Source organism: Vibrio sp. 2304 (assembly GCF_033339475.1).
GTDB classification, from domain to species: domain Bacteria; phylum Pseudomonadota; class Gammaproteobacteria; order Enterobacterales; family Vibrionaceae; genus Vibrio; species Vibrio alginolyticus.
This window is the reverse complement of the sequence record NZ_JAWOUQ010000011.1, coordinates 1-13,558: the sequence shown is the minus strand read 5'-3', so window position 1 is coordinate 13,558 and position 13,558 is coordinate 1. Positions and strand designations below refer to the sequence as shown.

General features: G+C 45.5%; 13 protein-coding genes and 1 tRNA gene. 7 read left to right on the top strand and 7 right to left on the bottom strand.

Going from position 1 to position 13,558, the window contains the following annotated elements; all coding sequences use genetic code 11:
• Nucleotides 1-175 precede the first annotated feature (175 nt).
• Together R7P64_RS18620 and R7P64_RS18615 are read right to left on the bottom strand one after the other, a co-directional pair.
• Nucleotides 176-862, bottom strand: a complete 687-nt coding sequence (locus tag R7P64_RS18620; RefSeq protein ID WP_005387437.1) for a general secretion pathway protein GspB — start codon at nt 860-862, stop codon at nt 176-178.
• Complete coding sequence (locus R7P64_RS18615; protein WP_033906082.1) at nt 862-2,478, bottom strand: ExeA family protein; 1,617 nt, start codon at nt 2,476-2,478, stop codon at nt 862-864. Before R7P64_RS18615 ends, R7P64_RS18620 begins: the two co-directional genes overlap by 1 nt.
• 138 nt (nt 2,479-2,616) lie before the next feature.
• On the opposite strand from R7P64_RS18615, the gene R7P64_RS18610 reads away from it, so the two are divergent.
• On the top strand, nt 2,617-3,837 hold the full coding sequence (locus tag R7P64_RS18610) for a multifunctional CCA addition/repair protein (RefSeq protein WP_213987290.1): 1,221 nt from the start codon (nt 2,617-2,619) through the stop codon (nt 3,835-3,837).
• A gap of 52 nt (nt 3,838-3,889) precedes the next feature.
• On the opposite strand, the gene R7P64_RS18605 is transcribed toward R7P64_RS18610, so the two are convergent.
• From R7P64_RS18605 to folB, 3 genes are read right to left on the bottom strand one after another with little or no spacing between them, the layout of a single operon-like run.
• Complete coding sequence (locus tag R7P64_RS18605; protein WP_137281697.1) at nt 3,890-4,693, bottom strand: undecaprenyl-diphosphate phosphatase; 804 nt, start codon at nt 4,691-4,693, stop codon at nt 3,890-3,892.
• A 14-nt stretch (nt 4,694-4,707) separates the two neighbouring features.
• Nucleotides 4,708-5,190 (bottom strand): 2-amino-4-hydroxy-6-hydroxymethyldihydropteridine diphosphokinase, encoded by a 483-nt coding sequence (folK, locus tag R7P64_RS18600; protein WP_005387457.1) that lies wholly within the window; start codon nt 5,188-5,190, stop codon nt 4,708-4,710.
• Nucleotides 5,187-5,546: a bifunctional dihydroneopterin aldolase/7,8-dihydroneopterin epimerase gene (gene folB, locus R7P64_RS18595; RefSeq protein ID WP_005387458.1), complete on the bottom strand. Its 360-nt coding sequence runs from the start codon at nt 5,544-5,546 to the stop codon at nt 5,187-5,189. The genes folK and folB overlap by 4 nt, the downstream gene beginning before the upstream one ends.
• A gap of 250 nt (nt 5,547-5,796) precedes the next feature.
• Between folB and plsY the strand changes: the two genes are divergently transcribed.
• Nucleotides 5,797-6,408 (top strand): glycerol-3-phosphate 1-O-acyltransferase PlsY, encoded by a 612-nt coding sequence (plsY, locus tag R7P64_RS18590; RefSeq protein WP_005379857.1) that lies wholly within the window; start codon nt 5,797-5,799, stop codon nt 6,406-6,408.
• Nucleotides 6,409-6,442: 34 nt separating this feature from the next.
• On the opposite strand, the gene R7P64_RS18585 is transcribed toward plsY, so the two are convergent.
• Nucleotides 6,443-7,258, bottom strand: coding sequence for an alpha/beta fold hydrolase (locus R7P64_RS18585; RefSeq protein WP_213966846.1), 816 nt, complete (start codon nt 7,256-7,258; stop codon nt 6,443-6,445).
• Nucleotides 7,259-7,434: 176 nt separating this feature from the next.
• The gene (gene tsaD, locus R7P64_RS18580; protein WP_005379854.1) at nt 7,435-8,451 is read right to left on the bottom strand and encodes a tRNA (adenosine(37)-N6)-threonylcarbamoyltransferase complex transferase subunit TsaD; all 1,017 of its coding nucleotides are present in this window, start codon (nt 8,449-8,451) and stop codon (nt 7,435-7,437) included.
• A 230-nt stretch (nt 8,452-8,681) separates the two neighbouring features.
• Here tsaD and rpsU point away from each other — a divergent pair, with 230 nt between their 5' ends.
• The 5 genes from rpsU to R7P64_RS18555 all read left to right on the top strand — a co-directional run bounded on the left by rpsU (nt 8,682) and on the right by R7P64_RS18555 (nt 13,477).
• Complete coding sequence (gene rpsU, locus R7P64_RS18575; RefSeq protein ID WP_001145625.1) at nt 8,682-8,897, top strand: 30S ribosomal protein S21; 216 nt, start codon at nt 8,682-8,684, stop codon at nt 8,895-8,897.
• A 27-nt stretch (nt 8,898-8,924) separates the two neighbouring features.
• Nucleotides 8,925-9,368 carry a GatB/YqeY domain-containing protein gene (locus tag R7P64_RS18570; protein ID WP_005379720.1) on the top strand — a complete coding sequence of 148 codons (444 nt, stop codon included), beginning with the start codon at nt 8,925-8,927 and terminating at the stop codon, nt 9,366-9,368.
• Nucleotides 9,369-9,517: 149 nt separating this feature from the next.
• Complete coding sequence (dnaG, locus tag R7P64_RS18565) at nt 9,518-11,284, top strand: DNA primase (RefSeq protein ID WP_005379719.1); 1,767 nt, start codon at nt 9,518-9,520, stop codon at nt 11,282-11,284.
• 99 nt (nt 11,285-11,383) lie between these two features.
• Entirely contained in the window at nt 11,384-13,246 is a 1,863-nt protein-coding gene (gene rpoD, locus R7P64_RS18560) for an RNA polymerase sigma factor RpoD (protein ID WP_005395986.1), read from the top strand.
• Between the two features lie 155 nt (nt 13,247-13,401).
• Nucleotides 13,402-13,477: transfer RNA gene (locus tag R7P64_RS18555), tRNA-Ile, on the top strand.
• Nucleotides 13,478-13,558: the final 81 nt, after the last annotated feature.

The following is a 13,558-nucleotide window of genomic DNA, read 5'->3' as shown; positions in this document are numbered from 1 at the left end:
CTGGAATCGCGCTATCAATAGATGAATGATATTGGTGCTATTTAAACGACTGAGAAAAGCTATATTTTGCTTGTTTGAGTATCTAAAAATCATCACCAGAATAGATGCAAAAGATGCTCTGAAAAATAAAAAGCCAGCGATATGATTTCGCTGGCTTGATGTGTTTCTACAAGAGTTACCCTTTCCACTCATACAACGCTGGTATACGAATTTGCTCACCTTGGAACTCAACAATCACAGCTTGCGGTTGTATTTCTCTTAGAGTGACCTGATCATCAACGACATCCCCTTGATGATACTCAACATTGTTAATTTTCACCCAACGGCGATTTTCATCACTAGCGTACATATGGGTTTGCAAATTAAGCGCAGGTAGACGCCCTTGCCACTGGTGAGCGTTGCGCTCTAAATCGTTCACGCGTGCCGTTTGTGATGACGAATTGTCATCATCTCGGGATAAGGCATTTTCGACCTTCCTAGCTAAATCAGGAGATAATGAGGATAAATCCAGATCATCCAAAGACAACCCGAGGTCCTCTTCAGCAGCAGAAGTCGTTTGGGTTGATGCTGAGTTGCGTGTTTCATCTCTGCTTGGTGTATGGCTTGTGTATTCATCGGGGGTGGTAAATGTACCAAAATCACGCGATAGCTCTGCACTTGGCCACTCTCTTGGCAATTGGGCCAACTGGGTGTTCTCTGGATAGTCCAATACTTTGAAAGGTGATACCACTTCGACCTTTTCTATCGGGGACGTTGTATCTACTTCAACACTCGGTGCAAAGAGATCTAAGTACCAAGCGACTCCGATAGCAGAAGCAGTGATTGGCAGCAAGAACAGACCTATATGTTTCACAGCTGACATTATGCGTCCTCCTTCTCTATTCTCGCCAGTTGAGGCGCATCTGGCTGAACATTTTGCTGAAGTCGGTCTAGCGTTCGCTTACCTGCAATACCATCGACACCAATTCCTTGCCAACGTTGAAATAATTCGACTCGCTCTTTCATCGCACCATCAAAAATAGACGTTTCAAGCAGTGGCTCACTCACCGCTTCTGCTAATAATCGGTCTAATACTTCAATCGCAGGGCCTTCCATGTCTAAACGTAATGTTTCATTCAGCGGAGCATGCCACAGTTCGATAATATTGCCCTGCCACAACGGCTTTAGCCACGAAACTGGCAGACGGAGACGCTGCTTACCATTGAGCACTTCAGCTTGATCATTACCGACGGCATATAGAATGACATACCCAACATCACCTTGATAATTCAACTCCAAGATCACAGGGCGATTTTGTTGCATCAACAGCGGCCAAGTCGCCATTTTACGCTCACAACGCATAGTCGACTGCGGTTCTGACAAACAAAGATTATCGCGAACCGATGCTTGATATCCCCACAAACGATACAAATCATTTACAGCGAGGTTCGACTGTTTTTGTGTTAACAATAAATCACGCTGCTCATCCGTTAACTGTTGGCTGACGACGGTTGGTGTTGGCTCTACTCTTGGCTCCGTCACTTGTGTCAACACTGACGTCGCTTGAGCTGGCATATAATTCACGACCGCCCATCCCGTACTTAATGCAGCAATAAGGCCTACCGTGACAGAGCCCCAAGCAGGCCAACGGAAAGTCCGGCGCTCTTTTTTATCTTGCTGATAAATATCTGCCTGAAACTGCATCACCTCTTCACAGGCCTGCTGAACGGTTTGCTTATCCACAACCACATTACCCTGGTGATAACTAATGTTGAGTGATTTGTCACAGATAAGGTTGATGAGCCGCGGTATACCGTGACTGTATTTGGCTATAAGTTTACAAGAAGCACGATTAAACAGTTGCTGGTCGCCACCTGCTGTATGTAGTCGAAATGCGATGTAATCTTCTGTCTCTTTTTCATCCAACGGCAACAGGTGATAACGCCCGGTAATACGCTGGGCAAGTTGGCGTAGTTGTGTTGTTTGTAATAACCGCTGCAATTCAGGCTGCCCGACCAACAACACTTTGAGCAGTTTTCTGGTATCGGTTTCCAAGTTGGTCAACAAGCGCAACTGCTCTAGAACGTCGGCAGCAAGGTGTTGAGCCTCATCAATGACCAGCAATGTCTGCCAACCTGAACGATAATTACGCAGCAAATATTGATGGATAACCTGGTTTAGCTGTTTGAGGTTTGCGTCTGGCGGATAGGTGATTTTGAACTCATCACAAATGGCTTCAAGCAAGTCTCTGCTCGAAAACGTGGGATTGAGGATAAGACCCGCTTTGGTGTTATCACCCAAATTCGCCAGCATCGCTTTTGCGACGGTCGTTTTGCCTGTACCTACTTCGCCAGTAAGCATAGCAAAGCCACCGCCATCGCCTAGCCCAGCTTGGAGATGTGTGATTGCCTCTTTGTGACGTTGGCTTAAATACAAATAACGTGAGTTTGGAACAATCGAAAATGGTTGTTCGACAAACCCAAAAAAGTCCTTATACATTAGGCTCTCCAGCTAAAAAACCACCTGAGAATAGTCAGATATAATATAAACATAGCCGCATCTACTCTCGGGAGTAAAGAAAAGTACCATTGCTTGCTACAATGTCCAACGGCATATCCATAAATTAAGAGGTAATTCGTGCAAGTTTATTTAGTAGGTGGCGCAGTTCGAGATAAATTGCTCGGAATTGATAGTTATGACAACGATTGGGTGGTCGTAGGCGCGACGCCTGAGATGATGTTGTCCCAAGGGTACACCGCCGTTGGTAAAGACTTTCCTGTATTTCTGCATCCCAAAAGTAAAGAAGAACATGCCCTTGCACGAACAGAGAGAAAGTCAGGTTCTGGTTACACTGGTTTTGAATGTTTCTTCGATCAAAACGTCACCTTAGAAGAAGATTTGATACGTCGTGATTTAACCATTAACGCGATGGCAATGGAGAGTGATGGCACGATCCATGACCCATATGGTGGCCAGCAAGATCTCAACGATAAACTGCTACGCCATGTATCAGACGCCTTTATTGAAGACCCTCTACGCGTTTTACGTGTCGCTCGCTTCGCTGCAAAGCTGGCTGATCTAGACTTTACGGTTGCCGACGAAACTATGCGGTTAATGCGTCACATGGCAGAATCTGGAGAGCTAAGCACACTGACTCCCGAGCGTGTTTGGCAAGAATGGCATAAATCTCTCTCTACTCCTCGCCCTGATATTTTCTTATCGGTTCTACGAGACTGTGGTGCATTAACCGTGGTGTTACCTGAAATTGATGCACTATTTGGCGTACCTCAACCTGAGAAGTGGCATCCAGAAATCGATGCTGGCATCCATACTTTGATGGTGGCAGAGCAAGCCGCAAAATTGAGTAACTCACTCCCCGTCAGGTTTGCCGCCCAAGTGCATGACTTGGGTAAAGGCGTGACGCCAGAGAGCGAATGGCCAAGCCACAAAATGCATTGCTATACAGGATTAAAACTGATCAAAAAGCTGTGCGAACGTGTCCGGGTACCAAATGAGTTTCGTGATTTAGCCTTGATGGTGTGCGAACAGCATTCCAATATTCATCGCGCGGCTGAACTTAAACCACAAACCATAATTAAAATACTCAATAAGCTCGATGTGTGGCGTAAGTCCGAACGTCTGCAAGATATCTTGCTTTGCTGCCAAGCGGATCACGCTGGTCGTAAAGGACTGGAAACGCAACCATATCCACAGGCGGATATTTTTAGGCAAGCCTACCAAGCAGCAGCGGCAGTTGACGTTCAAATCATAATCAAAGAGGGCTTTAAAGGCCCTGCGATTCGTGACGAGCAAGAAAAACGACGTATTGAAGCTGTGAAAGCAGCACTTAAGAAGTAACGAACAAACAAAAACGCCCGCGGATTTCGCGGGCGTTTTTCGTTAGCATCAATTATGCACTTAATAGAAAAGCGAACAAACCGACGCCCAAAATCAGACGGTAAATCACAAACGGTGTCATGCCCATGCGTGAAATCATCTTCAAGAAGAAGTGGATACAGATGTACGCACTGATAAACGATGTGATAATGCCAGTCAGTAAGAAACCAACATGGACAGGTTCACCACTGGTCACTAACTTCATACCTAAGTAGCTACCAGCTAATGTAATGATTGGGATCGACATTAAAAATGAAAAGCGGGCAGCCGCTTCTCGAGTAAAGCCAAGGTAAAGCGCTGCTGTAATGGTCGCCCCTGAACGTGAAGTTCCAGGAATCATCGCTAAGGCTTGGGCAATACCGATAAATACAGCTTTCTTCCAACCCGTTTGGTATTCATCGGCAACGAGTTCAGCGTTTTTGTCTACCCACCATAGCAACAAGCCAAATACGATCGTGGTAGTCGCGATGACGTAAGCGCTACGTAGATACACTTCAATGATGTCTTTCATCAATAGGCCGAACACACAAGCTGGAATCGTCGCAATCACGATCATCCAAGCCAATTTAGCTTCTTTACTGCGATCTCCTTTAAAGATCGAAGCAAATAACGCTTGAAACAAAGTGATTACTTCATGACGAAAATAGATCACGACAGCCATTAATGTACCGACGTGAACAGCAACATCAAAGGCTAGACCTTGGTCTTCCCATCCTAAAATAGCGGAAGGCAGGATCAAATGGGCAGAGCTTGAGATAGGCAAAAACTCTGTCAGCCCCTGAATCAGAGCCAAAATAAAGGCTTCAAAATAACTCATGTAAACAACTCAAATTAAAAATGAAAGGAAACGGGTTTGAGCGAATCGACTGGCTGCATAGCATGCCAAATGTCTGCGACTGTGCGTCCATCGCCTGGGATCACTAATTGCGGTTCGAGATCATACAGCGGCTTTGTGACAAAAGGATATTTGTAGATATCACTGCGAGGTAGCTCAGGTTTTTTCTTGGAGACGCGCTCACCGAACAACACTATATCGAGATCCAGTGTTCGATCCTGATACTTTTGCGCGTTTTCTTCGCGTCCCCACTTAAATTCAATCTCGCGTAGTTGATGGCTCAACTCTTCTAATGACAACTCGGTACGCATTGCAACGACAAAGTTGTAGAAATTCTTGCTGCTAAAACCAATAGGTTCGCATTCATATATCGGTGATACGAGGAGATTTTCTCCAAGCCGTTGCAGCTCCTGATACGCAGCAAGCACATGTTGCTCTCTTTCTACGTTCGTCCCAACACCGATATAGGTGGTGATCATGCTCGGCCTCGCTCAATCACCACACCAACAGCACGTGCTTGTGGCACGGCGCCAGGCTTCGCTAGGCGGATTTTCACCCAAGGCACAGAGAAACGCTGCATGATAAGCTCTGCTACTTCTTCAGCCACGCGCTCGACCAGTAAGAAACGACCATTTTCAATGTGGTTAAGTACCGCCTCACTCACCTGCGAATAATCCAGTGCATCTTGCACATCATCACTTTTGCCCGCAGGTTTATTATCGTGTGCCATTTCAATATCTAGAACCAACTTTTGTTTGATTTGTTGTTCCCAGTCGTACACGCCAATGGTGGTGATTACTTCTAACTGTTCAATAAAAACTTTATCCAGAGCCATCTTATGTCCTTCTATTACAGAGGTCGGATACCCGTGAGGGGTAATTTGATCGTAGTATTCTATACCTAAGTAACATTTACTTTGGTCATCACAATGTTACTTAGGTATAAACTGCGAAAGCATCTTTATATACAAGAAATCACATAATGCAAGCTCTATCACAGTGAGGATTTCTGCATTATGTAAATTCGGGGTATGATAGCAACTACGCGGGAACCGAGCATTAAATTCCAATCCATCAAGGACTTCTATGGACGCACTGGCACTGATAATGACAATGGCCGCCTATTTATTAGGTTCGGTTTCCAGTGCGGTTTTGATCTGTCGACTCTTAAAACTGCCAGACCCACGCAGTGTGGGATCTAACAATCCTGGAGCAACGAACGTATTGCGTATTGGCGGACGAGGAGCCGCTGTTTCAGTCTTGTTGTGCGATATGCTCAAAGGCACTATCCCCGTGTGGGGCGGATACTTTCTTGGTATCGACCCTATCATTCTTGGCGTCATCGCCATTGCTGCCTGTCTTGGCCACATGTACCCTATCTTTTTCCACTTTAAAGGCGGAAAAGGTGTCGCAACCGCGCTTGGCGCTATCGCTCCGATTGGTTTGGACTTAACAGGATTGGTAATGTTAACTTGGCTGTCAGTAGCCGCGCTATTCCGCTATTCATCCTTAGCGGCTCTCGTCACGGTTTTGGTCACTCCGTTTTATACTTGGATGTTTAAACCGCAATACACGTTACCTGTTGCTATGCTGTGCTGCTTAATCGTATTTAAGCATCATCAAAATATTCGTCGGCTTTTGTCTGGCGACGAGCCAAAAATCGGCGAGAAAAAACTGACACAAAAAAACTCGGCTTAATGCCGAGTTTTTCGTTTAAAGAAGGATGTATTGGTTATGCATGAACTCGATTCAGGAAGTTCAACAACATCTGGTTGACGAACTCAGGTTGCTCTAAACAACTGATATGTCCAGCTTGGGGAATCTCCACCAACTCACTGTCTGTGATACAGTCTTTCATTAAATAAGATTCAAAAACTGGACGGGGTTTATCTTCACAGCCCACTGCAATTAACGTCGGCAGAGCAAATTTTTCCGAATCCTCAATCACATCCCGGCGACCAAACACCATGCGCCCTATGCGAGCTACTTCCACCGCACGCTCACCGTTCAGCTCTTCTAAACTGCGTTTGAATGAAGCGACAAGTTTAGGGTTATCCTGATTGACGTTGTTGGCAAAGAACAGCGGCACAACGGCTTCAATAATTGGCGCAGGCACTGCTTGGACTTGGCTGATGGTATCAAGCATTGCAAAATACTTTTTATACGTAACTTCTGGCTCCCAGCCAATGAAGGTATCCATCAATACCAGTGACTTAACACGTTGCGGCGCTTGAGCCGTTAGCTCTGCTCCCCACATGCCGCCAACAGATAAGCCCACTATCGAGAACTCTTCGATATCTAAATGATCCATCAATGCCAACATATGTTGTGCATAGTCGGCCAATGACTGTGTCGATGCAGGTGCAGCGTCCGATTCACCATGTGCCCAAAGATCTGGCACAATACAACGGAATGACTGGCTTAAAACCTCAACTTGCGGCGCCCACATTTGGCTATCCCAAAGGTAACTATGACCAAATAGAAGCACAGGGCCCTCACCTTTATCTAGATAAGCAAGTTGCTGACCTTCAATTTCAAACTTATTCATTGTTATATCCATTTCTTATTCTTCCACGTCATCCTAGCACTGAAACAATAGCGAACTGCTCGCATCAGTCAGAATGTAAAACGAGGCGGTTCATTGAATAATTAAAAATAAAGGCCTCTGAGGAGCAGAGACCTTTATTACACAGAACCGGTTTCAAACCTACCGCATAAATTTGATTAAGCGACAGGTGTTAGTTGATCAATTGGCCAACGTGGACGAGCCTCTACTGACATATCAGCCACTTCGCCATTCTTCAAGCGCTGCATGCCTGCGTAAGCAATCATCGCACCGTTATCTGTACAGAACTCAGTACGTGGGTAGTAAACTTCGCCGCCAACTTTCTTCGCTAACTTCTCTAACTCAGCTCGCAAACGACGGTTAGCACTCACACCACCAGCAATAACAATGCGTTTCATGCCTGTTTGCTCAAGCGCGCGCTTACATTTAATAGCCAACGTAGCACACACAGCCTCTTCAAATGCCAATGCGATGTCCGCGCGGGTTTGCTCGTCATCACCGTTTGCAGCAATCGTGTTAGCCGTAAAGGTTTTTAGACCAGAGAAACTCATGTCCAAACCTGGCACATTCGTCATTGGGCGCGGGAACTTAAAGCGACCCGGTGTACCTTTTTCCGCCAGTTTAGATAATAGTGGACCGCCTGGGTAATCCAAACCCATTAGCTTCGCTGTTTTATCAAACGCTTCGCCCGCCGCATCATCAATCGACTCACCTAGAATTTTGTACTCACCGATGCCTCTCACTTCCACCATCATAGAGTGGCCGCCCGATACTAATACCGCCACAAACGGGAACGGTGGAGGGTTATCTTCCAACATTGGGGCCAATAGGTGACCTTCCATATGATGAACAGGTACCGCTGGCACTCCCCAAGCATAAGCAATACTGCGACCGATAGTCGCACCCACTAATAGCGCCCCAACAAGACCAGGCCCCGCGGTATACGCGACACCATCGATGTCTTTTGAAGTTAAGTTCGCTTCTTTTAGTGCCTCTTTAATAAGAGGAATGGTTTTCTTTACGTGGTCACGTGAAGCCAACTCAGGCACCACACCGCCGTAATCTGCGTGCAGTTTTACTTGGCTGTATAGCTTGTGTGACAAGAGACCGTTTTCATCGTCATAAATTGCGATGCCAGTCTCGTCACAAGAGGTTTCAATACCAATAATGCGCATGGTTTTCTCAGTATGCTTTCTGTATAGAGGAAATTTGGGCGTCATATTACCTCGCCTTGGTGCTGCAAACAAATTTTGTACAGACAATAATCGACAAAAGGCTTTACAAAGTAGTTGTGATCGGATTAAAATTCCGCACCATTTTTGATCAAGCTGGTAAGAGACCTAACAATTGTGATTTGGTCTGTTGAATACCAGCGTTAACGAATAACCCCTGAGGTGAAAGGCATATGCCAGTAGTTAAAGTACGTGAAAACGAACCGTTCGACGTTGCTCTACGTCGTTTTAAGCGCTCTTGCGAAAAAGCAGGTATCCTTTCTGAAGTGCGTCGTCGTGAGCACTACGAAAAACCAACTACAGTTCGCAAACGCGCTAAAGCAGCAGCTCAAAAGCGTCACGCTAAGAAGCTAGCTCGCGAAAACGCTCGTCGCGTTCGCCTGTACTAATAACTGAGCTCCAAAAGGAATTTAGTTATGGCTCTGATTGATCAACTCAAAGAAGAGCAAAAATTAGCGATGAAAGCCAAGGACAAATTGCGCCTTGGTACTATTCGTTTAGCCCTATCAGCAATCAAGCAACGTGAAGTTGACGAACAGATTACTCTGAACGATGACGACATTCTTGCAGTATTGACCAAGATGGTTAAACAACGTCGCGACTCTGTAGCGCAGTTTGAAGCAGCGGGTCGTCAAGATCTTGCTGATGCGGAACAAGCAGAAATTACCGTTCTTGAGGACTTTATGCCTCAACCACTGACAGACGAAGAAGTAGCGGCTCTCATCGAGAACGCGATTGCTGAATCTGGCGCAGCTGGCATGCAAGACATGGGCAAAGTAATGGGCGTTCTGAAACCGCAAATTCAAGGGCGTGCAGATATGGGTAAAGTAAGCGGTTTAGTTCGCGCTAAATTGGCTTAAGGTACCCCACCCAATTGCAGCAAGCCGTGCTATCCTTTGGAGCGCACGGCTTGTTTGTATCTGGATGGATGGAATGAAATCAATGGGCAATACGCTCATTCTTTTAAGGCATTCACTCCACTCATCATCTTCTTTTTTTGTTAGGTTTTATGGCTGGACACATCCCTCGCAGTTTTATCGATGACCTTCTAGCTCGACTTGATATTGTCGATATCATCGACGCACGTGTGAAACTTAAGAAAAAAGGCAAAAACTACGGCGCATGCTGCCCTTTCCACAACGAAAAGACACCCTCATTCAGTGTCAGTCAAGAAAAGCAGTTCTACCATTGTTTTGGTTGTGGCGCGCATGGAAATGCCATCGATTTTTTGATGGAGTTCGACCGACTAGAATTCGTCGAAGCCATTGAAGAACTCGCTTCATACTTGGGTTTAGATGTTCCTCGCGAACAACGTAGCGGCGGTAATGGTTCGTTTCAATCAGGCCCACAAGCAAGCAGCAGTGAAAAACGTAACCTATACGACTTAATGGGCAGCATTGCTCAATTTTATCGTAACCAACTCAAACAGCCAGCAAGTAAGGTGGCGATTGAGTATCTAAAAGATCGCGGCCTGTCTGGTGAAATCGTCCAGAAGTTTGGCATCGGCTATGTGGCTGATGAATGGGATTTAGTTCGTAAGAACTTTGGCCAGAATAAAGAAAACCAAGACATGCTCGTCACTGGCGGCATGTTGATTGAAAACGATAAAGGCAACCGCTACGACCGATTCCGTGGTCGAGTGATGTTTCCTATTCGAGACAGACGCGGCCGAGTAATAGGCTTTGGTGGTCGAGTATTAGGTGATGGGACACCAAAATATCTCAACTCACCCGAAACCCCGATATTTCATAAAGGTAAAGAGTTGTATGGCCTTTATGAAGTACTACAAGCGTACCGTGAGCCACCACAAATTTTAGTGGTTGAAGGCTATATGGATGTTGTCGCGCTTGCTCAATATGGCGTAGATTATTCCGTTGCCTCATTGGGAACCTCGACAACGGGCGATCACTTGCAAGTGTTATTCAGGCAAACAAGCACCGTCGTGTGTTGTTATGACGGTGACCGCGCAGGCCGTGAAGCAGCGTGGCGTGCCATGGAAAATGCATTGCCTTACCTAACGGATGGTCGCCAGTTAAAATTCATGTTTTTGCCGGATGGAGAAGATCCCGACTCTTATATCCGACAAAACGGAAAACAAGCATTTGAGCAGCAAGTGTCTAATGCGATGCCCTTGTCTGAATTCATGTTCAGCTCATTGACTCAGCAGGTCGATATGAGCACGAAAGAAGGCATGGCAAAACTGAGTACTCTTGCGGTTCCTCTCATTGATAAAGTCCCTGGCGGCACTTTAAGACTATACTTGAGAGAATTGCTTGGCCGCCGTTTGGGTTTGGTTGATGAACGCCAACTACAGCAGCTAATTTCAAAACAAGGTAAAGAGGATAAAAGGCCTCAACCTCATAAAGAAATCAAGCGAACGCCGATGCGAGAAGTGATCGCGTTACTGATTCAAAACCCACAATACGTAAGTATGGTGCCAGATCTAACCAGCGTTAGAGATTTGCCCATTCCTGGTCTAAGTTTATTTGTTGATGTACTTGATAAATGCCAAGCGCATCCCCATATCAACACAGGCCAATTATTAGAGCATTGGCGAAACAGCCAAAATGAGACCCTTCTGTCTCGTCTCGCGAGTTGGGACATTCCACTCGATGAGGACAACCAAGAAGAAATCTTTTTAGACTCACTGGATAAAATTATTGCCCAGTGCGTAGAAAAACAAATTGAAAACCTGCAGGCCAAAGCAAGAAGTGTCGGTTTATCAGCCGAAGAGAAAAGGGAGCTGCTAGCACTTATGCTAGATTTAAAAGCGTAACCCTGTTTAATTAGTCAGCAACGATTTAATTTGTTATAGTAAGTGGTTTGCATTTCGCATACTGATTCCTTCACCAGATTACGAAGTTGGATACCGTCTATGGATCACAATCCGCAGTCACAGCTAAAGTCACTTGTTATTAAAGGCAAGGAACAAGGCTATCTGACCTACGCCGAAGTAAATGACCACCTACCTGCTGAAATCGTAGATTCAGAACAGGTAGAAGACATCATTCAGATGATCAACGACATGGGCATTAAGGTAGTAGAAACTGCTCCTGATGCTGATGATTTAGCACTGAACGATGACACAAATATTACCGATGAAGATGCAGCCGAAGCTGCAGCCGCTGCACTTTCTAGCGTAGAGAGTGAGATTGGTCGTACAACAGACCCAGTACGTATGTACATGCGTGAGATGGGTACTGTCGAACTTCTAACTCGCGAAGGCGAAATCGACATCGCAAAACGTATTGAAGAAGGTATTAACCAAGTTCAATCGTCTGTTGCTGAATACCCAGGCACAATTCCGTACATTCTTGAGCAATTTGACAAAGTTCAAGCTGAAGAACTACGTCTTACAGACCTAATTTCAGGTTTTGTAGATCCAGATGCTGACGACACCGCTGCACCAACGGCAACACACATCGGTTCTGAACTGACTGAATCTCAGTTAGAAGAAGAAGACGATGAAGACGTTGATGACGACGAAGATAGCGATGACGATTCAGATGATTCTGAAGAAGATGTAGGTATCGATCCAGAATTAGCGCTAGAGAAATTCAACCAACTACGCAGCACCTATCAAAATCTTCAATTAGCAATCAACGAGTACGGCTATAACAGCCCGAAAGCAACCGTTGCTAATGAAATGATGCTAGACGTATTCCGCGAGTTTCGTCTAACGCCTAAACAGTTTGATCACCTAGTGAATGAACTGCGTACTGCTATGGATCGCGTTCGTACACAAGAGCGTCTGATCATGAAGTCAGTGGTTGAATACGGCAAAATGCCGAAGAAATCATTCATCGCGCTGTTCACTGGTAATGAATCAAGTGAAGCTTGGCTGGATGAAGTTCTTGCTTCAGACAAGCCATACGCTGAAAAGATCAAACGTAACGAAGAAGAAATCCGTCGTTCAATCGCTAAGCTAAAAATGATTGAAGAAGAGACTTCTCTAAACGTACAGAACATTAAAGACATCAGCCGTCGTATGTCTATCGGTGAAGCAAAAGCTCGCCGTGCGAAGAAAGAGATGGTTGAAGCAAACTTGCGTCTTGTAATTTCTATCGCGAAGAAATACACCAACCGTGGTCTACAGTTCTTGGATCTCATCCAGGAAGGTAACATCGGTCTGATGAAAGCGGTAGATAAATTCGAATATCGTCGTGGTTACAAGTTCTCGACTTACGCAACGTGGTGGATCCGTCAGGCAATCACTCGTTCAATCGCGGACCAAGCACGTACGATTCGCATCCCGGTACACATGATCGAAACGATCAACAAGCTAAACCGTATCTCTCGTCAAATGTTGCAAGAGATGGGTCGCGAGCCACTACCGGAAGAACTGGCAGAGCGCATGCAAATGCCAGAAGACAAGATTCGTAAAGTTCTAAAAATCGCTAAAGAGCCTATCTCAATGGAGACACCAATCGGTGACGACGAAGATTCGCATCTAGGTGATTTTATCGAAGATACAACGCTAGAGCTTCCGCTAGATTCTGCAACAGCAACTAGCCTTAAGGTGGCAACAAAAGACGTGCTTGCAGGTCTAACGCCACGTGAAGCGAAAGTACTTCGTATGCGTTTTGGTATCGACATGAACACTGACCATACTCTAGAAGAAGTTGGTAAGCAGTTCGACGTTACTCGTGAGCGTATCCGTCAGATCGAAGCAAAAGCACTACGTAAACTTCGTCACCCAAGCCGCTCAGAGACTCTGCGCAGCTTCCTAGACGAATAATCGCAGCGCATACAAGCTTTTAGAAATCAAAAAAGGTGACTTTAGGTCACCTTTTTTATTATCTACTGTTCTAAGTGGATAAAAACTAAGCGCAATTGCCCTAGTTGGTATCTAGACACCTTGCAACGCTTCCCCTATAATCGTTGTCCTATTAAGGCCCCTTAGCTCAGTGGTTAGAGCAGTCGACTCATAATCGATTGGTCATGTGTTCAAGTCACATAGGGGCCACCATTACTCCTTAAGGCTTATGGAGAAATCCGTAAGCCTTTTTTCGTTCTAGTCCTTTCCATATCCGGTCTGCAATTACTTCCT

Bases quoted from the DNA above. Each gene is read 5' to 3' on its own strand.
- folB (WP_005387458.1), bottom strand. From the start codon at position 5,546: ATGGCTCTGGATAAAGTTTTTATTGAACAGTTAGAAGTAATCACCACC.
- R7P64_RS18570 (WP_005379720.1), top strand. From the start codon at position 8,925: ATGGCTCTGATTGATCAACTCAAAGAAGAGCAAAAATTAGCGATGAAA.
- tsaD (WP_005379854.1), bottom strand. From the start codon at position 8,451: ATGCGCATTATTGGTATTGAAACCTCTTGTGACGAGACTGGCATCGCA.
- rpsU (WP_001145625.1), top strand. From the start codon at position 8,682: ATGCCAGTAGTTAAAGTACGTGAAAACGAACCGTTCGACGTTGCTCTA.
- rpoD (WP_005395986.1), top strand. From the start codon at position 11,384: ATGGATCACAATCCGCAGTCACAGCTAAAGTCACTTGTTATTAAAGGC.
- folK (WP_005387457.1), bottom strand. From the start codon at position 5,190: ATGATCACCACCTATATCGGTGTTGGGACGAACGTAGAAAGAGAGCAA.
- R7P64_RS18615 (WP_033906082.1), bottom strand. From the start codon at position 2,478: ATGTATAAGGACTTTTTTGGGTTTGTCGAACAACCATTTTCGATTGTT.
- R7P64_RS18620 (WP_005387437.1), bottom strand. From the start codon at position 862: ATGTCAGCTGTGAAACATATAGGTCTGTTCTTGCTGCCAATCACTGCT.
- R7P64_RS18585 (WP_213966846.1), bottom strand. From the start codon at position 7,258: ATGAATAAGTTTGAAATTGAAGGTCAGCAACTTGCTTATCTAGATAAA.
- plsY (WP_005379857.1), top strand. From the start codon at position 5,797: ATGGACGCACTGGCACTGATAATGACAATGGCCGCCTATTTATTAGGT.
- R7P64_RS18605 (WP_137281697.1), bottom strand. From the start codon at position 4,693: ATGAGTTATTTTGAAGCCTTTATTTTGGCTCTGATTCAGGGGCTGACA.
- dnaG (WP_005379719.1), top strand. From the start codon at position 9,518: ATGGCTGGACACATCCCTCGCAGTTTTATCGATGACCTTCTAGCTCGA.